We start from the raw sequence: 26,197 nt of genomic DNA on the forward strand, positions 1-26,197 counted from the left end.
GAGGCTCCGGGGCATTTTTCTAGGCTCAACGCGGCTTGTTCGCCTTGATGATCAGGTTCCAGCCCATCAGGCGCTCAAGCACTGAAACGGGTACGCGGCGGAGAATCGGCGGCCGCTCCTCCGGGACCATTTGGCGCTGGAAGATGGTACGGTTTTCGAACCGCCCGAACAGCTTGTGGAGCCGCGCCTTGGTATAGACCTTAACCAGCGGCTTGCTTCCGTGTTCCGAGATCTCGACACTATCGGACATGATGTCGCCCATAGAAACCCGCGCGATCCGCCCCTGTTCCACGCCGATCGAATAGAACAGGTTGCGCCAGTAGTGCAGCGAGTTCTCGGCGTAGACCATGATGATCGCTTTGCCGCCAGGCTTCACGACGCGATACATCTCGTCGACGACCCGCGCCGTATTGGGGGTGTGGTGGATCACGCCGTTCGAATAGACGACATCGAAGCTGTTGTCCTCGAACGGCATGTTCTCGGCATCCCCGTGACGGAATTCCCCGTCCAACCCGCGTAGCGCGAAATTGCGCCTAGCGTGCTCCAGGTGCCCGGCGGACAGGTCGAGATCAGTGGTGACGGCGCCGTTTTTGGCGAACTGGGCGTGGTCGGTGCCCATGCCGCCGCCAACCTCGAGGACCTTGTGGCCGCGATGCCTAGCAAACTCCATGAGTTCCGGCATCCAAGGCCCGTAGGAACCATAACGATAGCGTTCGGCTTCCAAATACCACTCGAGGGTGCCGGCTTGCGCTTCCTTGACATAGTGGGAACCACAGGCATCCCGATCCCACTGGCGCTGGACCTCGTCCTTGTAATAGTCACCTGTCGCGAGAGCTGTCGCCATGTCAAAAAGCCTTTCGCTAGCCAGAAGATTTCGGTTGCGCAGCCGTCATGGGCCTCGCGCCAGGCGTCGTCACTTCAGCCGATCGATCGCATAGCCTTCTTGGGGCAGCTTGGCCAAGCGGAGCCAGAGGTTCCGTGCGTGCTGGTCCCAGGTATAGTGGCTCTCCGCGGCAAGTCGAGCATTCCTTCCAAGCGCCGCCGCGGCGGCGCGGTCACGCACCAGGACGAGAACGCCATCGACGAATTCCGAAACGTTGCCCGGCTGACACAGCACGGCCCGTTGGTCGGTCACCGCGACGGCTCCGGTTGCCAGCTCGGCCGGGCGGATCCCTGGGGAGAGGACATGGGCGATCTGCTCGAGATCGCTGGCGACGATGCCAACCCCCATCGCCATGTACTCGAACAGCTTGGTCGGCGAACCGAAGAATGGGCTGTCGATCATGTTGCTCGAATGTGGGGAGACGAGGATGTCGCAAGCCTTTAGGAGTTGCGCACCCCGCGCTTGCGGAACGCGCCCGACATCAACCACCCGGTCGCCGAGACCGTTCCGCGCGATGGCATCGGTCACCAAGCCCTTGAGATTGCCGTCGCCGATCAGCAGAAAGCGGATCGATGGATCGCTGGCGAGGATCGGCTGCAGCGATTCCGCCAGCACGTCGATACCGTGCCATCCGCCGAACGTACCGATGAAGCCGACGACGCAGTGACTTTCCGATAGCCCGAGGCTCGCCCGCAATAGCCGGCGCTCGGCGGCTTCGGCAGGACGGTAGGCTTCGAGATCGACCGCATTCGGATTGACCAGAATGCGCTCCTCGGGAATGCCGCGGCGCGCGACATCGGCGGCGACATGATCGGAGACGACCGAGATCAGGGTCGCCTGGCGGAAGGCCGCATCCTCCGCCAGGAGCAACAGGTCCTCGTGCTCGTAGCCGGCGCCCGCGAAGCTACGCTTCATCGAGATCTCGGAGCCGTTGTACTCGACGAAATAGGGGATGCCGAAGCGCCGGCTCGCCCAGGCGCCGACAGCGTTGCCGAGGACGCAACGTTCGAAGATGAATGACGGGCGCATGATGTCGAAGCAGACACCAAGCCGTTCCGCATAGTGTCGGTTCATGCCGAGAATATTGGCCTCGACGCCGGTGGTGTCGCTTGCCGCGACGGTGATCTGTCGAACACCGAGATCGTCGAGCATCTCATAGTGGTTGGCCATCACGCAGACGAAGTCCTGCGTGGACTTTGAAAGCGCCTTGGCTTGGTAGCAAGTGTGGCCGTAGCTGCCACCGGAAGTCAGCGGCGCCCAGAAATCGAGGCGCAGGTAGAGGCCCGTACCGGGCAGACGGGTCGTTTCGTTCGGCGGAGCGGCAAGCTCGAAGGGCACGGGGCGCGGATCTTCGGCGATGTTCCGCAAAAAGGCCGAAACGGCCGGAAGCTCGTCGGCGCCGTGGGGGCCGGGCATGATCGGCGGCCCCGCGATGATCGTGGACGTGGCAAGGCGGCCGATGTCCTGGTGCGCGGCGGTCGATTGCTGTCTGACCCTCTCGAGAAGCGGCAGGCCGTCCTCGATATGTCCGGCGACGTGGGTCCCGGCGTCACGGATGCCTTGAACCGTCGACTTCATCTCTTCGAGAGACTGGAGCACGAGCGCAATGGGGCGCGCATCCGCGCCCAAGCCTTCGGTGGCCGACGGTGCCTTGGCAGCCTCCAACTGGGACGCCATGCTCGCGATCTGCCCTTCGATCTGATCAGCATGGCCTCCGACACTCTGACGGAGCCCGGTTGCAACGCCGCGCAGATGGATGTCAAGGCTTTCGGCCTCGCGGCCGATCAGGGCGACCGTCTCCAGCACAACGGTAGCATCGGCGCCGGCGGTCGCGACGACCGACGATGCGGAGCCGGCGGCTGCGCTCGACGCGCCGGCCCGACGACGGTTGCGCCGTTCGAGCCAAGCCTTCAGCCGGTAGCCGAACAAAAGAGCGAGACGATGTCGGCGCAGTGACGCCAGCCGCTCCTGATCGATGACCTCCAGCGCGTTCTCGGCTGGCCAGAACAACAAGGTCCGGCGGCCGCCTCCCACCCAGCGTCTGATCAGACCATATTGCTCGCGGTTTGGCAGTCCTTGATTGAGAATGACGATGACGCCGTCCGAATCGCCCTTCAAACCTTCGGCTGCGACGGATGAGGTCGCTTTGAAATTGACGACTGGCATCTCGAAGTGATGCCGTTCCGTCATCGCCGGAAGCGAAGCGTCGTAGATATGGCCGATAGCGCTGAGGCTGTCGTTGACGACAAGATAGCTGGCGCTAGTCATGGATTCGCCCGCAGAGAGAGTCTTCCACGTGGATCGCCACCGCGGAGGTCTCACAGATCTCCTCGAAACTGATCGGTGCTGGTCCGCCGCTTGCGAGGGCGTCGCCGAGGCGAGACAACTGCTCGAAATGGCCCTTGTCTAGCGCTCCTTGCCAAAGGGTCGCGCCGTCGCTGCAGCGAACCGCGGACTTGAAATCGTCGATTATGTAGCCCTCGCCGTCACAGAGGATCTCGATCCGCTCCTTGGGCATGCCCTCCTTGGGGCCCATGGCTGAATAAACGAGATTCCCGATGCTTCCGTCTTCGTAACGGATCGTGACGGTGAAATTGTCGTTGCGGAAGTACGAGGTTCCGCGCGGGTCGATTGCGGTTGCCGTGATGTCGCGGACAGGCGCGCCGGCCAGCGCGCGGAATACGTCGTACATGTGGCATGCTTCGCCGATATTGCGGCCGCCGCCTTCCGGTCCCTGGGTCCAGTGGCTGGCGGCAAGGTAGCCGGCATTCAGGCGATAGTTGACGACCAGCGGCGTGTTGCGACGCTTCAGGTCGTCCAAGACGGCTTGAACGGCTGGCGAGAAACGCCGGTTGAAGCCGACCATGAGAAGGTTCTTGCCGCCATTGGCCTCATAGGCTTGGCGCACCCGATCCAGCTCGTCCCAGGTCAGAGCTAGCGGTTTCTCGACGAAGACATGCTTTCCAGCCTCCAGCGCTCGGACCACTTGGTGTGCGTGTTCGTTGTGCCGGGTCGAGAGGACAACGAGGTGGATATCGTCACGTGCAAGCACGGTCTCGATGTCCGACGCGAGCAGTTCGACATTCTTGCTCCGCGCGAAATTGCCGCCACGGACCGCGTCGCGGCTGACGACGGCGCGCAGGAAGTACCGGTCCTTGCGCCGCTCCATTTGCGGCACCAGCATCGCGGTGCCGAAGCCACCGGCGCCGACAAGGGCGTAGTTGACGCGGTCCGGCTGGGGCTTGCGGTGACCGCGCAACTGGATGATCGGCGAATCCGGCGGATCGGGTAGCTCGCTCGTGTCATCCGGGTAGGCGAAGAGAACAGCAAGTGGCGGCGACTGCTTGCTGTCGACGAGATCGCGGTAGAGTTCGTTCGCTTGATCGACCGTCGCGACGCGGTCGACCAAGGCTCGGATGTCGATCGACTTGATGGCGATCGCATCGAGATAAGCCTGCATGTTGCGGTTCATCGTCCAGCGGACATAGCTGATCGGGTAGTCGCGGCCACGCTGCTCGTATTCGGGATCATACCGTCCCGGCCCGTAGGACGTGCTCATCAGCAGGTCGATTTCCTTCTGGTAGAAGGCGGCCCGCTCGGCCTTGAGGCCAATGTCGCCGACGATGACGACGCGGCCCTTGCGGCGCGTAGTCTCCATGGCCAGGTTGATCAGCGCATTCGACTTGGAGGCGGCGGTGATGATCGTCTGGTCTGCGCCGTGGCCGCCCGTGGCATTACGGATGAGCTTCAGGAAATGCTGCGGGTCGGTCGTGGTCGCATAAGCACCCAGGCTGGCAGCGCGCTCGGCCCGCTGGTGGTCCAGGTCGATGCCGATGACTTTGGCGCCGCTCGCGCGCAGAAGCTGCACGGTGATCATGCCGAGCAGGCCCAGGCCGACGACGCCGACGACCTCTCCAAGCTGGGGCTGTGTGCGCCTAACGCCCTGCAGCGCAATCGACCCCACCGTGGCGGTGGCGGCCAAATCAAGGGGACAATCGGCCGGCACGTGGCAGACGAGATTGACCGGAGCCAATACATAGTCGGCATGGTTGGCAATGCCTGCCCCACAACAGGCGACTTGATCCCCAACTGCGAAGCCGGTAACCCCGTCGCCGGCCGCGACAACCTCGCCGGCGACCGAATAGCCGACATTCCAGCCGATCTGCGTCATTTCTGAGATGGGGAGGCCGGAGCCGTCGGGAGGCACCAACGTCACGGTCGCGCTTGCAATCTTGACCGCGTTTATGGCCTTCGTTCCGGCATTGGTGATCATTACGGTCACGTCCGGGGAGCCGGCCGGATCGAAATGCAGGGTCTCGTCGAGTTCGCCGGCTTCAAGGCGATAATGGCCGAGCCAGCTGCTCCGATCGTGATTGAGCATGCCGATGACAATGGCGCCCTTCTCGATCTTACCCTTGACGTTGAGCACGAGGGCATAACCTCGCTCGACCGCGATTGGTGCCGCGGACGCCTGATAGGCCGATTCCGAATCGTCGGTGACGATAGTCGTGACGCCGTCGGCGTTCGAGACTTGGCCCATGCCGTCGGAGCGCCAGGTAAGGTTGCCGATCTCGATACTGGGACCCGTGGGAACGCGCGTCTCGGGCAAACTGCGACGGATCGCGACCGAAACGAGGTCCTTCAGCTTGGTCGCAGCCTTGCGGGGATCGCGAACCGCCTTCGACAGATAGACCTGGGCGCGGCTCGAAATGTCCGAAACCCGCTCTGCTGTGGTCGTGCCCGCCGTGCCGGCCTGAAGCGGCCGAAGCGAGGCGGTTTCGGTTCCGGTGCTGACGAGCGAATAACGCACCCTGACGAGCAAATGCCCCGGAATGACCGCGGGGCGCGGCACGCGAGCGACGGTGGCCTGCCCACCGCTGAAAAGAATCTGTCGCATGGCCTTACCTGCTATCTGTCCCGGGAGGGGCGGCCGAAGAGCCCGATCGCGTCAACCACGGACTTCTCGACAAGGAGCGCCGGGTCGATCGCCTTGAACGCGGCATGGCCGACCAGGACCCCGACGACGTCAGCCCTGCTGAGCGCCTCGTTCAATTCCGTGAGTTCAAGATTGGAGCTGCTGGCAAGTGCGTGCGGCAGTTGGCTCACATGCGGCTCGACAACGAGTATTCTCGAGGAATTGCGCATGGCCAGTTCGACGGCAATCTCAACGGCGGGGCTCTCCCTCAGGTCGTCCACGTCCGGCTTGTAGGCCAGGCCGAGCAATGCGATTATCGGCTCGCGGAAGCGTGCGGCCCGCGTCGCGATCCGCTCGGTCACGTGACGCGTCTTGTGTTTGTTGACCTCGCGGGCGGTTCGGATCAGCGGCGTTTGGTCCGGCACGGCGTGATGAATGAACCACGGGTCGATGGGGATGCAGTGGCCACCTACGCCTGCACCGGGCTCCAGGATGTTCACACGCGGATGCCGGTTGGCCATCCCGATGATATTCCAGACGTTGATACCGAGGCTATCGCAGACCAACGACATTTCGTTGGCAAAGGCAATGTTGACGTCCCGATAGGCATTCTCCGTCAGCTTTGCCAGTTCGGCCTCACGGGCTGTTGCGACGATGATCTCTCCCTTCGCGAAGAAGCCGTAGAGCTCCTTCGCGCGCTCTGTACTGCGCTTGTCCTGACCACCGATAATACGGGCATTGTCGATCAGCTCGCGCAGCGTGTGCCCTGGTAGAATTCGCTCGGGGCAATAGGCGAGCATCAGGTCCGAAGCCTCCGGCGCTTCGAGCGGATTGGTGAGATCCGGCCGCGCTGCCTTGAGAATCTCGGCAGCACGCGCTGTGGTCCCAACCGGGGAAGTGGACTCGATGATGATCAGGTCGCCAGACTTGAGCACCGGAGCGATTTTTCTGATCGCAGATTCGACCGCGGTCATGTCCGGCCGGTGGTCGGCGTCGGTCGGAGTTGGCACCGCGATCAGAAAGGCATCGGCCGGCTCCGGCTCGGTCACGGCGATCAGATGCTTTGACTGCACCACAGCCTGAAGCACGATATCGAGGTCCGGCTCGACGAAATGGGCTCGCCCCTCGTTGATGCGGTCGACGACTTCCGACTTGATGTCAACGCCGACTACGGACAATCCTCGGGAGGCGAGGGTGGCCGCGGTTGGCAGCCCCACATAACCAAGACCGATGACGGAAACGCGTTTGAACCCCGCAGTCATGCAATGAGATCCTCGATAATTCGTTCGGCAGCACGCCCGTCGCCGAAAGGCGAGGCGCCACTCGACATGGCTGAGAAGACGTTGGCATCATCAAGAAGTTCGTGGACATTGGCCACGATCGAATGTTGGTCGGTCGTGACAAGGCGCGCGACATTGGCTTCTATCGCCTCCATGCGCTCGCTCGTGTCGCGCATGACAAGGACTGGCTTCCGGATTGCCGGGGCCTCTTCTTGGATGCCGCCCGAGTCTGTCAAGATGAATGTGCACCTGTGCATCAAATAGACGAAGCGCCGATAGTCGAGCGGCGCGATGAGATGAACGTTGTCAATCCCCTTTAGGATCGAATACACAGGCTCGCGGACATTCGGGTTCAGGTGAACGGGATAGACGATCTCAACGTCGCGACGACGTGCGATATCCGCGAGTGCGCGACAGATGCCTTGAAAACCCTCACCGAAACTCTCGCGCCGATGGCCGGTGACCAGGATCAAGCGGCGGTGTGGATTGAGCCACGCGAACTCATTGTCGAGATCGTCTCGCAGCTGTCCCGCGCTCGAAACCTCCTTGACCATGTAACTCAGTGCGTCGATCACCGTATTGCCAGTCAGTAAGATCGATCCGCGCGGAACACGCTCGGCGACGAGCGCGTCGACCGCACGCTGGGTTGGCGCGAAGTGCTTGCTGGCAACCACGGAGGTCAGCCGTCGGTTCGCTTCTTCTGGCCACGGACTGTAGAGGTTGCCGGTGCGCAGGCCGGCCTCGACATGTCCAACTTTGACATTTCGGAAGAAGCTGGCCAGCGACGCGGCCATCGCGGAAGCTGTGTCGCCTTGGACAAGCACATAGTCAGGTTTGAAATCCACCAGGATGGGGTCGAGACCCGCAATGGTGCCAGCAACGATGTCGGCGAGCGTCTGATTTTCCTTCATCAGGCTCAAGTCATAATCGGTAGCAAGCGAAAAGACCGCCAGAACATCATTCAACATTTGCCGATGCTGGCCGGTGACACATACCCGTGAGGAGAATCGTGCATCGCGTTGCAGGGCCTGGACTACGGGCGCCATCTTTATTGCTTCCGGACGTGTCCCGAAAATCGAGAGAATGTTCATTCAAAATCTCACGGACCCTGTTACGATGCCTAATATTGGTAACGTGTTCGGAATTCAAGGGCAGCGGGCAGTATCGAGGCGCAAAGGGGGCTCCTGTCGCGACAAGTGCCGATCCCGGCGACTATTGAAAAGGCCATAGCACAGTCGTTGACTGTAGAAACGGGCCGTGTCCTTCGGACACGGCCCTCCCGGCGGGCGTGGCAAGTCGGTATATATGCTGCCGAATGGCCTCGCCGATCGAACTCATGAAGCTTTCTCGAAGGTGCGCCGAAGCCAGCGAGATGCGATGTAAAGCGCCCAAATGACGCCTGCGTGATTCCGTCGGTTCTCGTTGTGCTCTGCGAACAGGCGAGAGACGATAGAGCGGTCCAGATGGTCCGCAAGCGGGCCATGCTCGATGCTCTCTCGCGCCATCGATGCGAAAGCGCCTCTGAGCCAGCGGTCGACTGGAGCGCCGAAGCCTTTCTTGGGGGCCCCACGGATCGATTCCGGAATCAGACCGGCCATTGCCTCGCGCAGCAGCGCCTTGGTGGTGGCGCCCTCGAGCTTGGCCTTTGCCGGGATTGCCATGGAGAACGCGATGAGGTCCCGATCGAGGAAGGGCACGCGTGCTTCGACCCCGTGGGCCATGGTCATCTTGTCGACCCGCATGAGCAGGAGTTCTGGCAGACGATGCAGGAACTCCATCCCGATCATCCGGGCCAACTGGCCGTCCGTGCCGATGTCGCGATCGATGTCACCACACCACCGGGCGACCAGTTCGTCCGGTGCCAGTGGCAAACCGCGCGCCTCGGGCAATTGGCCCTCGATCCGCCAGCGCGGGAGCGCCGCACCGCTGCGCGGCTGAAGCAGGATTCGGTCGCGAACTTTTGGCCAGCAGAGGATGGCCCCCCCCCAGAACGGTTCACCGCCCGAGCCAGCCCGGCGCAGGAAATCCGCGCGCGTCAGAAAACGCAGATCGTTCGAGGGCAGACGCGCGATGATTCGGGAGACCGGCGCCAGCGCCCGCGCCAGGCGGAACCGCGAGGCTATCGGGCCAAGATAGGTACGCCAGTGCTGGTAGCCGGCAAGTTGCTCGTCGGCGCCTTCGCCGACCAGCACCACCTTGGTGCCGTCGGCAGCGACCTGCCGGGCCAGCGCATGAAGCGGCAGGCAAACCCAGTCGGCGAGTGGTTCGTCGATCGAGTCTACCATTGCATCAATGGACGCGATCGCCGCGTCCGGGGTCAGACGTAAGATCGTATGCTTGGCACCGAATGCCGCGGCGACAGCGGCTGCGGCCTCGGTCTCGTCGAGATCGGCATCGTCGGTGAAGCCGACAGAGTAGGCACTGATGCCGGCGCCGCGCTGACGCGTCGCAATTGACAAGAGCGCACTCGAATCGATGCCGCCGGACAGCAGCACGCCGACCGGCACATCGGCGATCATCTGATTCGCCACCGCGCGTTCCACGTGAGCCCGAAGCGCGCCGACCAGGTCGGCACGGTCCTTCGGGACCGGCGTCCTGGATCCGGTCGCGCGCCAATAGCGACGAAGGTCGCAGTTCAGATCGCCATCGACCTCGAGCCGATGTCCGGCAGGAATCTTGAAAACCCCCTCCACCAGGGTATTGGGGGCCGGCACCGCCATGAAAGTGAGATAGTCGGCCAGATGCGCGAAGGCGGGCCTGGCCGGCATCTGGGGATGAGCGAGGATGCCGCGGATTTCAGAAGCGAAGAGCAGACTGCCGTCATGCCAGGCCAGATAGAGTGGCTTGATCCCGACGGGATCGCGCACAAGGAGCGTCGTGCCCCTTGCGGCGTCGTGGAGGGCGAAGCTGTAGATGCCGTCCAACCGTTCGGTGAGACCGTCGATGCCCCATTCCTCATAACCATGGACAAGCACTTCGGTGTCGCTCGAAGCGGTCGAAAAGCGGTGGCCTGCCGCCTGCAGCATTCCGCGAAGTGCGCGATGATTGTAGATTTCGCCGTTGAAGACGACGTGGATAGCGCCGTCTTCGTTGGCCATGGGCTGAGCCGCGGAGACATCCAGGTCGACAATCGCAAGGCGCCTGTGGCCGAAGCCCACATTGTTGCGCGAAGAGAGCCACAGGCCCGCCCCATCGGGGCCGCGATGGGCGAGCGCCGTCGTCATTCGGTCCACCGCGTCGAGCGGCACCTGCTGAGTTGAGCTCGTAATGATGCCGGCGATACCGCACATGCTTGACGATGACCCTCGGTCACTCGCCATCGCAACGGCGACCGTTCGATTGCCTATTTGACTTCGGGGGGTATACGAACCCATTCACTATTGCAACGAAGAGGGACTCGTGGGGCGCGCAGTCATCAATCTACAGATGGGGACGCCCGACTCCGAGGCCGGGTGCGACGTTCTCGACGCCGAAGCCATTCGCCGAGCCTTTCAACGGCGGAACTTTCTCGCCTCGGTGCGCCGCTATGACGATGTACAATTGCGCGTGGAAAGCGGGCGGGCACTCCTCTCATTCAAGCCGGTCCTGGCGGCGCGCCTGCTTGCTCGTGGTTCATGCGCCATCGTCGATCGTTCAGGCGAGCGCCAGGAGCTCACTTGGCCGCGTGTTGTCGCTATGGCGGCCCGGACGATGCGCGATGCCCTCCTTTGGCCCCTTGTCCGTCATCGCATTGACCGAGTGATGGCGTCGCTCCGCCGTCGCTCCGGGCGCCCGACGGAAGGTGAGGGGCCGCCACTCTATCTCCGGGCCGATCTGTGGTACGGCCTGAAGGCTGGCGGTTCGGTCGGCCATATCGCCGGGGTGGTAAAGGGACTTGCCGACGCCGGCATGAGGCCTGTCCTCGCGACAGTCGAGACAATACCGACCGTCCCCGACGACGTTCCGGTCGTTTTGCTTGCGCCACGATCCCGGTCCTGGCCAATCGCCGATTGGCAGCACCTCGAATTCAACGTCGACTGCCGTGATCAGGTCGTTGCGGCCTGGATCTGGCCAAGGCCGCGCTTCGTCTATCAGCGGCACGGTCTGTACTCTTTTGCCGGGCTATGGTTGGCGCGACATTGGGGCGTCGGCCTGGTACTGGAGTATAATGGTCCGGAGGTCTGGGTTGCGGAACATTGGGGACGTCCCCTCGCTGAGCGCGAACGGGCGGCGGCTGCCGAGAAACTGGCGCTCGATGGCGCCGACCTGGTCGTCGCGGTCAGTTCGGTGCTGAGGGACGACCTTGTTGCCCTCGGCGTGCCCCCGGAGCGGGTAGCGGTCGTACCCAACGCTGTCGATGTTGCGCTGTACCGCCCAGACATCGATGGACGCGAACTTCGCCGCCGCTACGGCCTTGAGGGCAAGCAGGTGATCGGGTTCATTGGCACGTTCGGACCTTGGCACGGTGTCGACGTACTGATCGAGGCCTTTGCGCGGCTCCTCGGCAGCAGCCCGGCTCGACGCTCCGACACAATTCTGTTTCTCGTCGGCGATGGGGTGCGAATGCCGGCAATGCGCGCATTGATCAGTGAACTCGGGCTCGCTGGCTCGGTGGTCCTCACCGGCCTTGTGCCCCAGGAGCAAGGTCCGAACTATATCGCCTGCTTCGACATCGCCGTCGCACCGACGGTGCAAAATCCTGACGGAAGCGCCTTTTTCGGGTCGCCGACCAAGATTTTCGAATATCTCGCGGCAGGCCGCGCCGTGGTCGCCTCGGCGATCGGTCAGGTTACCGATCTGATCGCGCATGGCGAAACCGGGATTTTGACCCGGCCCGGCGATGCCGAAGCGCTCGCCGATGCTCTCGCGTTCCTGCTCGGCGACCCGGCAGTACGCGGCAAACTGGGGGGGGCGGCGAGAGCGGTCGCGGTCACGCGGGATTCTCACGAGGCGCGCACGGTGCAGATGCTGTGCGAGTACGACCGGGTGCGGGCCCTCGGCCGGCCGGCTGAAACGCGAATCGCGCCGATACATACGGTCGAACCATTCTGAGCGGAAACGCTAGACCACAGCCGGGGAAGCTCCTAGACACCTCAGGTCCAGCGATACAGGATGCCGTCGTTGCCTGCCGATTTCAAAGCCCAAGACATCGTCGAACTCATCGCCGCAGTCCGGGATGGGCTGGGGCGTTGTGAGCAGGATGCCAGTCAGCGATTCGACGTGCTGCGCGTCGCTGTGGAGGCGCTTGCCGAGCGTATGGATCGCGTGGAGACCGCTTCGGTCCGCGGACTGGGCGATCTCACGAGTGGAATTGCGCGGATAGAGTCGGCCAACCTCGCGGGCCTTGTCGGCACGGTGCGTGATACCGCGGCGCGCATCGAGGCAGATGCGTCGGCGCGATCCGATGTGTCGATGAAGCGGCTCGACGAGGTCGCCGGGCGGCTCGGTCGGATCGAGGTCGGGCAAGCACAACACGCTGGAGCCCAAGCCGAGCAGATCCAGCGGGTCGAAGCTCTCACGGCTTTCAAAGCCAAGGACGTCGTCGAACTCATCGCCACGGTCCGGGATGGAAACTCCCGTCGTGAACAGGATTCCAGTCAACGATTCGACGTGCTGCGCGTCGCTCTGCAGGCGCTTGCGGAGCGCATGGACCGCGTGGAAATGGCTTCGGTCAGCCAGCTCGGCGAGCTGGGAAGTGCGGTTGCACGGCTGGATGCCGTCAACCTTGCGGGCCTCGTCGGCGTCGTGCGCGACACGGCCGCGCGCGTCGAGGCCGATGCGTCGACACGGCACGATGTGTCGATGACGCTGCTCCAGGAGATCATCGGGCGGTTGCGCGAGGCGGAGCTCGGGCAGGCGCAACATGCGGGGGCTCTGGCGGAGCAGGCCCAGCGAATGGAAGCTCTTGCGGCCATGGGCGCCAAGACTTCGGCCGGGTTGCGTCACCTCGAGCGCGCGTTTGCCCAGCCTTCGATCGCGGTCGCGGGCCGTGCCGCGGGCCACGAGTCCAATTGGCTGGACCTCGATTTCTGGAGTGAGGCGCGCGACAACGATCCGCAGATCCTACGGCTGGTCACGGAAGCCGGCCTGCTCGTCTGGGCCGAACAGGGGCTGGTGAAGCTGCGAGACGATCGCAACGCCCTGTCACCGTCCGTGGCCGCGTCGGAGGCCATCTCCGCCTTCCTTGCCGATCGCGCTCACATACAGGCCGGGCAGCGGCTGCTGTGGCTGGCGGCGGCCGCGGACGCCGACTCGATCAATGATGAAGAGGCGGCGCAGATCTTTGGCCTGCTCGGACGGCCCGACCGAGTTTTACGCGTTCAGGATGGCGAGTCGACCCTTCTCGTCGTCTCGGGAGTGCGGCGGCGCGAGGAGCTTCTTCCTATCCTTCACTGGTCGCCTCAGGCCGTCCAGGCTGTGGCCAACGCGAACAAGGTGGCGACGACATCCGTCGCCGCGGCGATACGCGCCGCCCTGGTACCAGTCATCCATCTGCCCGACCCGAGCGATGTGGAGGATGTTGCAACCTGGGCCGCCCAGACGCGCGCGGCGCTGACTAGTTTCCACGGCGGCAGTTTCGCCTATTACGGCGTGACGTTCCCGAAATTCGCGCTCGATCATCCGACGGCATTCGACCCGTTGTTGGACGCACTCAAGAAAGCCTTTGCCGACCTGTCATCAGAGTTGGCCCTTCAGTGGGTTCGCGATCCGCTGCCGGTCGCCCGTTCGCCCGATGTGATCGCGTTGGCGCGGCGGTCGGGCGCAGTCCTCGACCTGACTGCGACCACGCGCGATTTGTTCGGCGGCGCCTTTGCAGCCTATGACGACAAATCCATCTACTGGCCGATGAGTTTTGATAGTCGGCTGCCATCGCCGGCTTTCAACGGACTCTCCTGCATCGCCCGGAAGGAGAGCGTCCTTGCGGTGGATCGGCCGACGAGGTCTTTCGACGGTTGGGCATTGGGCCTCGCAACCCGCTTGCGTGCCGTCACAAGACGCGATGCAGAAGGGCGGTTCCGCCAGGGCGTAGCGGCGCAGTCGTCTTGGGCCGCGGGGCAATGGGAGGCTTTTGTCGTCTACAATTGGCAGCCGGTGCCTGGCGATTTCGTTCAGGCGCATGTCTTCGATGCCGCGGTTGAAGTCGCAGATCCGCTCTCGCGCCTGTCGCTCGCGACGGATATCGGCACCCTGCTGGGCGCGACGGCGGTCGATATCGGGTCGCTCGTTCCCGCCGCGGCGAATGAGGATGAGAACCGGTCCTCGTTCCGACGAAACCTGGCCCTGCAAATCGGTGAACACGCCTATCTCTCAACCGGCCGGCGCGACGCCTCTGTCGATTCGTTGCGCCTCGCGGCCTGGTTTCCGGAGGATCTCGGCGAAACACTGGAAATCGGCAGCGGTTATGGTGTGCTAGCCAGGCATTTCATCGACCGAACGTCACGCTATGTCGGGATCGACCTGACCCTGGCCCAAGGCGAAGCCATCCGCGAGCTCGGCGGGGTACCTCTTGTTGGTGATATCCATTCTCTACCGCTTCCCGGCGCCATATTCGACACCGTCATCGCCGACAATGTCATCGAACATGCCGTCGATCCGGTCATGGCGCTGGGCGAGATGCGGCGAGTGCTGAAGCCTGGAGGGCGGGCATTCTTGGTGCTGCCGCTCGATTATCTCGGGCCCGACTATCGCAACGTGAGCCATCACTGGAAGGCGGATATCGATTCCATTCTCAGCGCCATGCTGATGGTGGGGCTTGTCGTTGTCCGCCACGAGACCTGCGTGATGGCGGCCATGGGGGCAACGGGCTCTTTCCCGTCCTGCAACCAGCGCACATCGCTTTGGGAGGTGGAACGACCCCTCAACCCATCGTCATCGACCGGCAGGTCACGCAAGCTGGATTTCCGGGCCGAGACCTATGCCATTGACTCACGCATCGCCAGGATCGCGGAGAGAACCACAGAAGAAATCCTTGGTCTGAATGCGAAATGTGATCTCGACCCTCTGGCACGCAAGTCGCCGTCGCTCAGGGGGTTCGACTGGTCGGTCTATTTGCGCTTGAGCGAGTTGCGTTTCGTGCGGGCCGCCGCCCATCTCAAGCGCCGCGGGGTCACGGGCCGCGTACTCGATCTCGGAGCTTACTTCGGAAATTTCTCGGTTCTTCTGGCGCGTGCGGGCTGGTCAGTCACGGGGATCGATTCTTACCGCGAATACGGTTCCGCCTTCGCCTCGCATATCGATATGATGCTCGCGAGCGGCATCGAGGTGCTCGACTTCGCCGATATTGGCTTTGATCTCTCCAGGCTGGAGCCGGCGAGTTTCGACGCGGTGTGCTGCATGGGAGTCATCGAGCATATCGCCCACACGCCGCGCCATCTGCTCGAGGCCATCGACAACGTGCTGAAACCCGGCGGCTGGCTTGTCCTCGACACGCCCAATCTCGCTTATGAATATCAGCGGCTGAAGCTCAGCGGCGGCCAGTCGGTGTTTGCGCCGCTTGCTCAGCAGTTCGAAACCGACATCCCTTTCGAGGGCCACCACCGCGAATACACGCCCCCGGAGGTGCGCTGGATGATGGAGCGCATCGGCTACACCGAGGTTCAGCTGGAGCTGTTCAATTATTCGCTCTACAACCTCGGCGTCGTCTCGGGCGACGATCTCGTCCGCCTCGAGGCGATGGAGGCGGATCCGGAGCGCCGCGAATTGATCATGGCGATCGCACGCAAGCCCATGGTTGGCGGCAAGGCCCGAGCCCAGGGTGGGGATGATCAGACGGCTCAGGGCGCGGAACCTAGAATAGAATCGTAAGGGCAAATCAAAGATGTGCGGATTGGTTGGGGTCTACAAGCCGACGGGCGCGCCTGTGTCCGACGACAAAATCATCGCTGCCATGCGCGATCGGATGGCACACCGCGGACCGGATGGCGCCGATCAGTGGCGTGAAGATCGTGGGCGTTGCGCGTTCGGGCATCGCCGCTTGTCGATCATCGACTTGTCGGCTGCCGCCAATCAGCCGATGCTCAATCCGGCCGGGACCGTCGCGCTCGTCTTCAACGGCGAGATTTATAACCATGCCGATATCCGCAAGGATCTGGAAGCCATTGGCGGCCACATCTGGAAGACCGATCATTCCGATACCGAAGTCGTCCTCAACGCTTATCAGCAATGGGGGCTGTCCTTCGTCAATCGTCTGAACGGCGATTTCGCCATCGCCATCTATGATGCACGCAGGCCAGACGATCCGGTGCTGCATCTGATCCGCGACAGGGCGGGCGTGAAGCCGCTCTATGTGACGCGCAGCACGCGCGGCGAGTGGATGTTCGCCTCGGAAATCCGCGCGCTTCTGACCCATCCTGACGTGCCGCGCGAGATGGATCGCGTCGCCTTCTGGCACTATCTCACCTTCATCGTCGCTCCGGCGCCACTCACTCTATTCAAAGGCATTTTCAAGCTACCGGCGGGCTTTACCGTTACGATCGATCGGAACGGGCAAGCGCGCGCGCGTCGCTACTGGGATTGCGCGCCTGGCGCCAAGGACACGTTGTCGGAGCGGGACCTTTCCTACGACGATGCCTGCACGGCGCTCCTCGGCGAGATGAAGAAATCCATCAAGCGGCGGATGGTCTCCGACGTCCCATTCGGCGTGCTGCTGTCGGGTGGTGTTGATTCGAGCCTCAACGTCGCCTTGATGAGCGAATTGATGGACCGGCCGGTAACCACCTTTACCGTCGGATACGACACGCACGAGGAATTCAACGAGTTCCATTTCGCCAAAAAGCTGTCGGAGCGCTACGGCACCGACCATCACGAGACTCGCATCGATTCGAAGGAAGCCTTGAAATTCCTGCCGACCCTGGTCGAATTGCAGGACGAGCCGATCGCCGACAACGTCTGCATCCCGCTCTATTTCCTCTCCCGGCTGGTGCGCCAGTCGGGGACGACGGTGGTGCAGGTGGGGGAGGGGGCCGACGAGAACTTCCTCGGCTATTGGTGGTGTCAGCACTATCTCGATAAGTACAACAAGGTCTATGCGCCGGCCCGTCGCGGTCGGCGCTTCGGCTTGTTCGATGGCCAGGAAGATCGCGACATCACCAGGCGCGCGCGAGCCGGTCAGGAATTGTTCTGGGGCGGTGCGGTTTGTTGGTGGGGCGGGCTACGCGAGCAACTTACCCCGGATACAGGCCCGTTTCAGGATGACGTCCACTGCCCGATCGAGGGGCTGATGCCGCCTAGTCTGCGCCTTCTCGATAGCCATGCCGTGGTCAACGAATATCTGGGGCCGCTTGCTGGCAACCTCGTCGATCCTGAGATCCTGCAGAAGATTCCCTATATGGAGATGAAGCAGCGTATTCCCGAGCATCTTCTCATGCGCGTCGATAAGATGACCATGGCGCACTCGGTCGAGGCCCGCGTTCCCTTCCTCGACCATGAGGTGATCGAATTCGCCCGGCGACTTCCGCCCTCTTACAAACTCGCCGACGGCATCGGGAAGAAGATCCTGAAGAAAGTGGCTGAGCCCTACGTCGATCATGACCTGCTATACCGGCGCAAACAGGGCTTCGGTGCGCCAATGGACAAGTGGTTCATGGAACCGGAATTCGGCATGGCCTGCCTTGATGCCTTCGAGCGCTCGCCTATCGTCACAGAGGGCTTCATCGACGGCGGCTTTGCGCGCGATCTTCTCCGCGGGCAGGTCGAGGGCCGTGTGAACTGGGGCTTTCACATGTGGACGCTGATGAACGCGGTGTTTTGGCATGAACGCTGGATCGACCGGTCGGCTACAGCTGCCTGAAGCTTGGAGGGGAGGCGCCTCAACCCGCCCCCCTTGTTTGCGCGCGGCAAATGCTCGGGGGGACGAGATCACCGAAGCGCTGATATTGTGAGAGCCGCGACAAGTCCGCGCCCACCGGTGATCGGCGGTTGATTGTCGTTGAACAGAATCAGTTGCACTCGATTGGAAGGAGCGGTGAACCGCAGCCTGTTTGTCGAGGCTGCATCCTGGACAACGGTTGCCCATTGCCCCGTCTCTCCGTTGAGTACACCGATGCCGAGCTTGCCGCGTTCGGCTCTGACGCTGAAGTCGACCGCATAATCTCGCCCACGCGTGACCTCAACAAGGTTCGTCTGGATCTGGTATCCGAAGGTTGACCCGTCAGTCTCAATTGTGAGACCAGATGGTGTGGTTGAGGCGCCGACCCCCGGTGTCGCCTGCCAGTTGGTCGCGTTCAGCGTGAAAATTGGCCGCTCCAAGTCGAGACCTGCCAGGCGGTGGCTTTCGGCGGAGGTCCAGATATGCACGACCAGCAGCGCGCCGGCGGCAAAAGAGGCGAAGGCGCCCGCAGCGCTCGCTCGCGGGAATGACCTCGATAGCCTCGGCAACCAGGGCAACCAGTCGAGCGCAGAGCGCATCCAAGCTGTGGCCTCACGTTTCCGTTGGATTGCTGGTTGTTCGACGTAGGTCCACGAGATCAATGCTGCCGCACCGGCCAAAAGGGCGACGAAGACGTAAAGCCAAGCTGATCCGATCAGGCCAAAGCCGACAAATGTGAACACGATCGGCATGTGATAGAGATATATTCCAAAGGATAGATCGCGTCCGCGCAAGATCTTCGCGCAACCCCGAAGTGTGAACGCCGCGGATGTCGTGGCGAGCCCAAGAAGGATCATTCGGACCACGACAATCGCGTCGGGAGTTTGCGTGTCGAGGGGCCAGGCGCTACGCAATTCAGCATCAAAAGCCGCCGATGCCATGTAAAGTGGAACCCAGATCCAGGCTTTTCCCGCAAGGATGAACTGAAAGCGATCCCAGTTGACAGAGATGAAGGCTCCAATGAGAAAGATCCATAAGTGCTGGACGGGTAATGCAAGAAGCAATCCCTTGGTCCCCGCGGGTAAGACCCTGGCTGCGTCTGACGCGACATGGGCGATCGTCAATGAGCCTATCGACCAGGTGAGGATGAGGCCATTGGTGAACAGTCGGGAGCGCCGCGCTGCGAACAGAACGACGGGCGCCAGGACATAGAAGCCTAACCCGGCCGAGATCGTCCAGAGGATCCCGGAGGGAAAGCCTGAATAGAGGCTTCCCTCAAACTGGAAGGGCGAGCCTGCCAGGCGGAAGCCATAGAAATCCGAACCGAGCAGAAATGCCGCAATGGTCCAGCCTGCGAAGTCCAATGTGAGTATGTTTCGGAGCGGCAGAGCCTCCGCCGCAATCAAAAGTGCGAATATGACGATGTAGTGGCCCCAGAGTCCGGGGTATAGGCGCAGCGCGCGGCGGGTCGCGAAATCAACGGCGTCACGGGACCTGAGGTAAGAAAAGGTGACGAGAAGTCCCGAAATCACGAAGAGTATAGGCACGCCCGGGAATGCGGACAGGAAAACCGTCGGCCAATAGGGAAGCGCTGGCAGCTTCAGGTGCTCCATGCAATGCATGACGAGGACCTGAAAGGCCGCGAAAAGTCGGATCAGATCAAAGTTATTCCTGTGATCGATTTGCACAGGCACTGCCTCTCGGTTGAGCATCGCGATGCGTGCGGTTAGCACTCGCTCTCCCATCGGTAAATCACGTCCGTCTTCAAAGCCGCCGCCTTCTCGAAAGGGTTCGCGGTTGCGAGCGTGATAGCTGCACGATGCGCAGAACCATTCGCGGCGATCTCCGGGAGTTGGGCCCAGCGCTGTCCGACATGCTGCCAAAGAGAGTGTCCGCGTCGCGGCCGTACGCCTTCATGCGCCGAGCGTGCTGCCAGGCGGGCTCCTCAAGTCGGCACGGATACCTTCCCGTCATTTGCTGGCCCCGTGTAGGCTCGGTACCAGGTCACGAAGCGAGCGATCCCGACCTCGATCGAGGTCCGCGGCGCGAAGCCCACGGCAGCTGAAAGATCAGAGCTGTCGGCAAAGGTGCGCGGTACGTCGCCGGGCTGCATGGGCAGAAGGCGGCGCCTGGCCCTCGTGCCCAGAGCGGCCTCGATGGCGGAAATGAAGTGCTCCAGCGTCACAGGCGCGCTGTTGCCGATATTGTAGATGCGGTGTGGCGACGCTGCCGTGGCAGGGTCGGGGTGAGCCGAATCGAACAGGGGGGCGGGCGTCGGCGGTCGGTTGATGAGTGCGGCGATCGCCTCTGTCACGTCGTCGACATAGGTGAAATCGCGCTCCATCCGGCCTTCGTTGTAGAGGTCGATTGGTTGGCCGCGGGCAATGGCCTCGGTGAACTTGAAATAGGCCATGTCGGGGCGGCCCCAGGGGCCATAGACCGTGAAGAAGCGCAGGCCGGTCGAAGGTAGGCCAAAGAGGTGGGCATAGGAATGCGCCATGAGTTCATTGGCGCGCTTCGTTGCGGCATAGAGTGAAACCGGGTGATCTGCCGCATCGTGTTCGGAAAAAGGCACCTTGGCGTTCGTTCCGTAGACGGAGCTCGAAGAGGCATAGATCAGGTGCTGGACGGGATGGCGGCGGCAGGCCTCCAGAATGTTCAGGAAGCCCGCCATGTTCGAGGAGACGTAGACGGAGGGATTGTCGAGGGAATAGCGTACGCCCGCCTGCGCGGCGAGATGGACGACGACCGAGGGACGAAATTCCGCGAGCGCGCGCATGACCTCCGACCCATCGGCAATGTCTATCCGTCGAAAAGCGAAGCGGTCCGCGGCCGCGAGAATGGCAAGCCTCGCCTCTTTCAATGCCGGATCGTAATAGTCGTTGAGATTGTCCAGCCCGAAAAGTTCCGCTCCACACCCGAGCAGGCGCTGCGCGACATGAAAGCCAATGAAGCCGGCCGCGCCAGTGACCAGAATGCGCCGCCCTGAAAGATTGGGGGACTCAGGCGCCGAGGGGGCGCTCGGTTCGGTCATCATTGTCGCGTGCTCCAGCGCGTCGTCAACGCGGTTTCAAGTTGGGACGGCCGACGCCGGCATAGGTGAAGCCGTGGCGGGTCGCCTCCTCCGGGTGGTATATGTTGCGCAGGTCGATCAGGACAGGATGCTTCATGAGCCGGCCGAGCCGCTCCAGCTCCAGCGCGCGGAAGGCATCCCACTCCGTCACGATGACCAGGGCGTCGGCGCCCTCGGCGCAGGAATAGGGGTCGTCGGCATAATCGACATCGTCGAGGACGCGACGCGCCGGGGTCATGCCTTCGGGATCATAGGCGCGCACGCGGGCGCCGGCGTCCTGCAGCGCGGTGATGATGCCGATCGAGGGCGCCTCGCGCATGTCGTCGGTGTTTGGCTTGAAGGTGAGGCCGAGCACCGCGATGGTTTTGCCACGCACCTGGCCGCCGCAGGCAGCAATCACCTTACGTCCCATGGCGCGCTTGCGCTGATCGTTCACCGCCACCACCGTCTCGATGATACGGGTCGGGGTACCGGCGTCCTGCGCCGTCTTGATCAGGGCCACCGTGTCCTTGGGAAAGCACGAGCCGCCATAGCCGGGGCCGGCATGGAGGAATTTCGCGCCGATGCGGTTGTCGAGCCCGATCCCGCGCGCCACCTCTTGCACATTGGCGCCCACGGCCTCGCAAAGATCGGCCATCTCGTTGATGAACGAGATCTTGGTGGCGAGAAAGGCGTTGGCGGCATACTTGGTCAGTTCCGCCGTGCGGCGCGAGGTGACCAGGATCGGCGCCTCGTTCAGATAGAGCGGCCGGTAGAGCCCGCCCATCACGGCCTTCGCGCGCTCGTCGTCGGTGCCGATCACGATCCGGTCCGGCCGCTTGAAGTCGGCAATGGCCGCGCCCTCGCGCAGGAACTCGGGGTTGGACACCACGGCGAAGTCGGCTTCGGGCCGCGTTTCACGGATGATCCGCTCCACCGCGTCGCCAGTGCCTACCGGCACCGTCGATTTGGTCACCACCACTGTGTAGCCTTCGATGACGGCGGCGATCTCGCGCGCCGCCTGAAATACGTAGGAGAGGTCGGCATGACCATCGCCACGCCGGGACGGCGTGCCGACGGCGATGAACACGGCTTCGGCGTCGCGCACCGCACGGGCAAGGTTGGTCGTGAACGACAGGCGACCTTGACGCATGTTGGTCGCCACGAGGTCCTCGAGGCCCGGTTCGTAGATCGGGATCTCGCCGCGCTCCAACGCCTCGATCCTGGCCGGTTCCTTGTCGACGCAGCAGACCTTGTGGCCGAAGTCGGCGAAACAGGCCCCCGAAACGAGGCCTACATATCCCGCCCCGACCATCGCAACGCGCATGGAGTTGACCTTGCCTGTTTCCCGTCGCCGGCCAAGGCAGGCGGGATGTCACGCTCGAGCAGTACTGCTAAGAGCCTTTGGTCATCTGGTTGAGGTCAGAATCACCTTTGGAGATTGGCGCAGCCGCGCTGATAGAGCAACGGAAAGGTCGGTCACAACGGCGAGGGTAACAGCCTACCGCGTATTGCGGCGAGGTGAGTGGCATAGCCTGTCGGCGTGCGGGCGGTCGACGCCGATCGTTCCGCCGATATTGTGCAATATTCAAAATATTGTTGGACGCCCCGATAGTGGAGCACCTAAGCAACGACATTGAGGGGCGCGCGACCTGTCCGTGATCGAGGATTTGGCTGCATACCGGACGAGCTTTTGAATGATTGCCATGACTCGCTATTTGAACCCGATGCAGTTCCGCTCGTCGCTGGCACGCCGCGCTGTCGCGTTCGGATTGCTTCTTGGTTTTGGTGTCGCGCTCTATGTCCGATGGTTGTTCATCATCGAGAATGGCGGCCTCGCGCCGGACTATGTGCAATGGGCGAACAAAAACTATTTCGGTGGAATATCGGACTTCTACATTGGAATGGCGCAATCACTTCTCGATGTGTTGTTCGGTCCCAATTCGTTTGAAATAACCGGGGTCCCATCGATGAACTTCGGAGTTCCTCGGAATATCCTGGAAACGGGCAATTTCTGGACATCGGGAGCCGCAAGTCCCTATCCACCCGGCTATCCAATCTTCCTGGCGGCCCTGGTTGTCCTGGGAGGCAACGACATTCACGACATGCGCCTGGTTCAGATTGTGTTGGACTCGGCTGCGATCCTGCCGCTGACCTATGTGTTGCGCAAATGCGGGATTTCGGGTGCCGTGACACTCCTTGCCGTACTGGTCTATGCGATAGCCCCCTGGGGCGCGCGAGGCAGCGGCTTTATCATGGCGGAGGCGTTGATCACTGCGTTCGTGATCTGTGTCCTGGCCTTGTTGGTCTGGTGTGCGGACCGCCCCTCGAAGCGTCGATGGATCGTTCTTGGGCTCTTCTCGTCGATCTTGCCCATGTTCCGCCCGGACTTGATCCTGCTTGCTGGTCCACTGTTGGTCTGGGCCCTGATCGCGGCTCCCGCTGGCGAGAAGCTGAAGGCGGCGGCCTGTGTGGTGGCGGCATTCGCCGCTTTTCCGCTCCTCTGGGGGCTGTTCAATCTAATCGTCCGCGGTCAGTTCGCCATAACAACCAACTCCGGATGGTACGCGCTCTGGTCTGGCTTGGGGTCATTTCCCAATAGTCTCGGCTATTTCCGGGATGATACGAGAGCGGCAGCGGACCTCCATGCGGCGGGCCTGCAATGGGCGACGCCTGGGTCGGAGCTATACTGGCGTGCGAGATATCTCGCGGCCTGGCAGGATCATCCCGGATATGTTCTGACAACAATCGCGAAGCGTGTCGCAGCGATCACTTTCAGTTCGGAGCACTTCGGAGATCCGATGAATTGGAAGCGGCCGCTTGGCTTGTATGGTCCTTTGTTCCTGGCGGCCGCGCTTGTCATTCTTACCATCCAGAAAAATTATCGAGCAGCACTTCTTGTCAGTGCGCCAATCGTCTATGCGATTCTAAGTCTCGGATTTGTATATTCGGAGGAACGTTACGTCCGCTATGGATTGTTGTCTTATTTGCTTGGTGGTGCCGTCGTCGTCCAAGCAACTAGCCAAGTTGCGGGCCATCTCACGAGGCGGCATTTCCCGGGTTGGGGTGGCCGACTTCGGCTCGTCGAGTCAGGAACTATTCTTTGTGTGTTGGGCTGGGCTGTGCTGGTTTACGCGCCGGCATTGATGTCGAAAGCGCGGCAGGCGGCATCAGGCGCTGCCTTGTCTGGCCAGATCGAGCAGGAAGCCATAGCGCTTCAATGGACCTTGGCTGAAGGTGGTGGAACCATCGACTCCCGCGACGATGGCTCAATTGTCCTGCTGAGCTCGGACAATCCAACGGCTTACCAATTGAGCGCCAAAGTGGCAGCGGATCGCTTCCGGATGGGACGGTTCATTCTGAACGCCACAGCCATTCAAGGCAGCATGGTATTTGGCGCCCTGACTTCTGATCGCAGCCGATGGATCGGCACTGTCGTCGTGGATGGAAATCACGCCGGGCCGTACACGCTGGATATTGAGAGCCCCGGTTCCGACTTTATTTTGATGATCGCGAACAACCTCGGCGCGCCTGGTCAATCCATCATGAGGATCGATTCGGTCAAACTCCTGCGTACCTGCCTTCTGCCTGCTCCCAGCGTGACCTTGACAATCGCGAATGCCCTGGTTCCGACAAGACTGGAACCATGTCGTACACCGTAGCGGTGATACCAACTACCATTTCCTGCAGCCGCGGCGGCGGTACCTTGTCTGCTGTGCGATGGACGGTAAAGCCCAAGCGCGCAGGACTTTTTTGTTGCGGGCGTCGGCTTCGTGGATCCTAGTCGCGGGCGCTGAAGCCGACGACGATGATGCCCGCTGCAATCAGGGAAATTCCGATCCATCGTATCGGCGGAACGCCTTCGCCCAAAGCCACGGTCGATGCGAGGATGACCGCAATGAACTGTGCTGCTGCAAAGCTCTGCGCGATGTTCAAGGGCAGATAGCGCAAGAGCCATGCATAGATGAGGCCGGCGAGACCGAATGCAGCCAGTCCGAGGGCGCTCTTCCAGTGAATGCCAAAGGCCAGGGCCCGCCCTGCAGCAGCTTCTGTAGCGCCGATTTTCATCAGGAGGTTGGCGCCGACCGTGCAACTGATCATCAGAACCAGGCTAATGGCGATCCTCATGCGCGTGCAGGGCCAGGTTTTTCGGCGACCCCGACCACTTGGAGGCCGGCCCTGGACAACCCGGGCAATGACAGCGTCATTTCGTCGAGGCGGGTGAACCCGCGGGTCAGCGCACGAATGCCGGGGATGAACCGGAACGCCCGATTGAAGACGAGCACGTCGCTGTTCATGAACAGGCAGAAGCCGAGAAAGCCGTGCGTCGACCAGCGTTGGAGGGTCAGGCCCGCGTCGTGAAGGAACGGCGCCGTCTCACCGAACTCCAGCGGCCGCTCGGTATCGTGATCGAGGGCCGGTGATAGGCGATAGATGATCGCGCGCAGAAACCGCCACAGCCACATGTCGCTTACCGGCTCTCGAAAATAGAACCGTCCGCCGGGCCGGAGGACGCGTGCGACCTCGCTGAAAAGTCCGGCGCGGTCGTTCACATGATGGATGCCGCCCAACATGAAAAGGTTGTCGATGCTGTCATCGGCGAGCGGCAGCGCGGTGGCGTCACCCTGCACGAACGAAAGGGTCGATGACGGGTTGGTCGCTTGCGCCGCCTCGAGCATGGCGAGCGAAATGTCGACGCCGATGCCGCGCTTGACCCTGTCTCGCAGGAGATGAAACGCTTCGCCTCTTCCGCAGCAGATCTCCGCGACATTATCGAGGGGGCCTTCCGGAATGACCTCCAGCAAGGCTCTATCAAGATAGGCCATGTATTCCTGAGTATGCGGATAGCTGAGATTGGTGACATAGGCGTCGGCAACCGCATCGTAGTGTGCTTGCTGGATCAAGCCATCATTTGAAGCAGTTTCGCCGAAAAGGGGAATACCGGTCCGGCTGACTTGATAGGAGCGGCCGCTGGGTCTGGAGATCAGGGACCCGTGCTCCAATGACAATCGTTCTCCGGACAACGGACAGCGAAGCATCGGTATGAGCCAGTCTAGACGAGCCGGTGTGTCCCGATCGGCAATTGTCATCATAGTGTATGCCTATTTGAGGGACCAAGCTTGGTCGGGTGCCGATGGCGGTCGCCGACTATGCCTGCGCCCGGAGAACGTCGGTTGCATCAGCATCGCGAAGAGAGCGCTCCCACTCGTCGCGTCCCCTTATGATCTGGTCTTGTCGACAATTTTGGCGACATCGGACTTGGCACACCTGCCGCTTTGCG

General features: G+C 62.1%; 15 protein-coding genes. 4 read left to right on the forward strand and 11 right to left on the reverse strand.

Features of this window, described 5'->3' with window-relative positions; translation table 11 throughout:
* Positions 1-25: 25 nt before the first annotated feature.
* The 6 genes from AC07WJ_RS16345 to asnB (AC07WJ_RS16370) all read right to left on the reverse strand — a co-directional run bounded on the left by AC07WJ_RS16345 (position 26) and on the right by asnB (AC07WJ_RS16370) (position 10,368).
* Complete coding sequence (locus tag AC07WJ_RS16345; protein WP_494935672.1) at positions 26-844, reverse strand: class I SAM-dependent methyltransferase; 819 nt, start codon at positions 842-844, stop codon at positions 26-28.
* A 69-nt stretch (positions 845-913) separates the two neighbouring features.
* The gene (locus AC07WJ_RS16350; protein WP_494935673.1) at positions 914-3,151 is read right to left on the reverse strand and encodes a glycosyltransferase; all 2,238 of its coding nucleotides are present in this window, start codon (positions 3,149-3,151) and stop codon (positions 914-916) included.
* A complete protein-coding gene (locus AC07WJ_RS16355; protein WP_494935674.1) occupies positions 3,144-5,780 on the reverse strand; it encodes a bi-domain-containing oxidoreductase in 2,637 nt (878 codons plus the stop codon). Before AC07WJ_RS16355 ends, AC07WJ_RS16350 begins: the two co-directional genes overlap by 8 nt.
* An 11-nt stretch (positions 5,781-5,791) precedes the next feature.
* A complete protein-coding gene (gene wecC / locus AC07WJ_RS16360) occupies positions 5,792-7,060 on the reverse strand; it encodes a UDP-N-acetyl-D-mannosamine dehydrogenase (RefSeq protein WP_494935675.1) in 1,269 nt (422 codons plus the stop codon).
* Positions 7,057-8,169: a non-hydrolyzing UDP-N-acetylglucosamine 2-epimerase gene (wecB, locus tag AC07WJ_RS16365; RefSeq protein WP_494935676.1), complete on the reverse strand. Its 1,113-nt coding sequence runs from the start codon at positions 8,167-8,169 to the stop codon at positions 7,057-7,059. The genes wecC and wecB overlap by 4 nt, the downstream gene beginning before the upstream one ends.
* Before the next feature lie 243 nt (positions 8,170-8,412).
* Positions 8,413-10,368, reverse strand: a complete 1,956-nt coding sequence (asnB, locus tag AC07WJ_RS16370; RefSeq protein ID WP_494935677.1) for an asparagine synthase (glutamine-hydrolyzing) — start codon at positions 10,366-10,368, stop codon at positions 8,413-8,415.
* 109 nt (positions 10,369-10,477) lie between these two features.
* Here asnB (AC07WJ_RS16370) and AC07WJ_RS16375 point away from each other — a divergent pair, with 109 nt between their 5' ends.
* The 3 genes from AC07WJ_RS16375 to asnB (AC07WJ_RS16385) all read left to right on the forward strand — a co-directional run bounded on the left by AC07WJ_RS16375 (position 10,478) and on the right by asnB (AC07WJ_RS16385) (position 17,846).
* Positions 10,478-12,109: a glycosyltransferase gene (locus AC07WJ_RS16375; protein WP_494935678.1), complete on the forward strand. Its 1,632-nt coding sequence runs from the start codon at positions 10,478-10,480 to the stop codon at positions 12,107-12,109.
* 69 nt (positions 12,110-12,178) lie between these two features.
* Entirely contained in the window at positions 12,179-15,862 is a 3,684-nt protein-coding gene (locus tag AC07WJ_RS16380) for a methyltransferase domain-containing protein (RefSeq protein WP_494935679.1), read from the forward strand.
* A 22-nt stretch (positions 15,863-15,884) separates the two neighbouring features.
* The gene (gene asnB, locus AC07WJ_RS16385; RefSeq protein WP_494935680.1) at positions 15,885-17,846 is read left to right on the forward strand and encodes an asparagine synthase (glutamine-hydrolyzing); all 1,962 of its coding nucleotides are present in this window, start codon (positions 15,885-15,887) and stop codon (positions 17,844-17,846) included.
* A gap of 68 nt (positions 17,847-17,914) precedes the next feature.
* On the opposite strand, the gene AC07WJ_RS16390 is transcribed toward asnB (AC07WJ_RS16385), so the two are convergent.
* The 3 genes from AC07WJ_RS16390 to AC07WJ_RS16400 all read right to left on the reverse strand — a co-directional run bounded on the left by AC07WJ_RS16390 (position 17,915) and on the right by AC07WJ_RS16400 (position 22,243).
* Positions 17,915-19,597 (reverse strand): acyltransferase family protein, encoded by a 1,683-nt coding sequence (locus tag AC07WJ_RS16390; protein ID WP_494935681.1) that lies wholly within the window; start codon positions 19,595-19,597, stop codon positions 17,915-17,917.
* 212 nt (positions 19,598-19,809) lie between these two features.
* Positions 19,810-20,901, reverse strand: a complete 1,092-nt coding sequence (locus AC07WJ_RS16395; RefSeq protein WP_494935682.1) for an NAD-dependent epimerase — start codon at positions 20,899-20,901, stop codon at positions 19,810-19,812.
* Positions 20,902-20,923: 22 nt separating this feature from the next.
* The gene (locus tag AC07WJ_RS16400) at positions 20,924-22,243 is read right to left on the reverse strand and encodes a UDP-glucose dehydrogenase family protein (protein ID WP_494935683.1); all 1,320 of its coding nucleotides are present in this window, start codon (positions 22,241-22,243) and stop codon (positions 20,924-20,926) included.
* 370 nt (positions 22,244-22,613) lie between these two features.
* On the opposite strand from AC07WJ_RS16400, the gene AC07WJ_RS16405 reads away from it, so the two are divergent.
* On the forward strand, positions 22,614-24,578 hold the full coding sequence (locus AC07WJ_RS16405) for a glycosyltransferase family 39 protein (RefSeq protein ID WP_494935684.1): 1,965 nt from the start codon (positions 22,614-22,616) through the stop codon (positions 24,576-24,578).
* Positions 24,579-24,696: 118 nt separating this feature from the next.
* On the opposite strand, the gene AC07WJ_RS16410 is transcribed toward AC07WJ_RS16405, so the two are convergent.
* Positions 24,697-25,044 (reverse strand): DMT family transporter, encoded by a 348-nt coding sequence (locus AC07WJ_RS16410; RefSeq protein WP_494935685.1) that lies wholly within the window; start codon positions 25,042-25,044, stop codon positions 24,697-24,699.
* Positions 25,041-25,925, reverse strand: coding sequence for a class I SAM-dependent methyltransferase (locus tag AC07WJ_RS16415; protein ID WP_494935686.1), 885 nt, complete (start codon positions 25,923-25,925; stop codon positions 25,041-25,043). The genes AC07WJ_RS16410 and AC07WJ_RS16415 overlap by 4 nt, the downstream gene beginning before the upstream one ends.
* Between the last annotated feature and the right edge of the window lie 272 nt (positions 25,926-26,197).

Source organism: Phreatobacter sp. GW821-FHT04C01, from assembly GCF_059420385.1.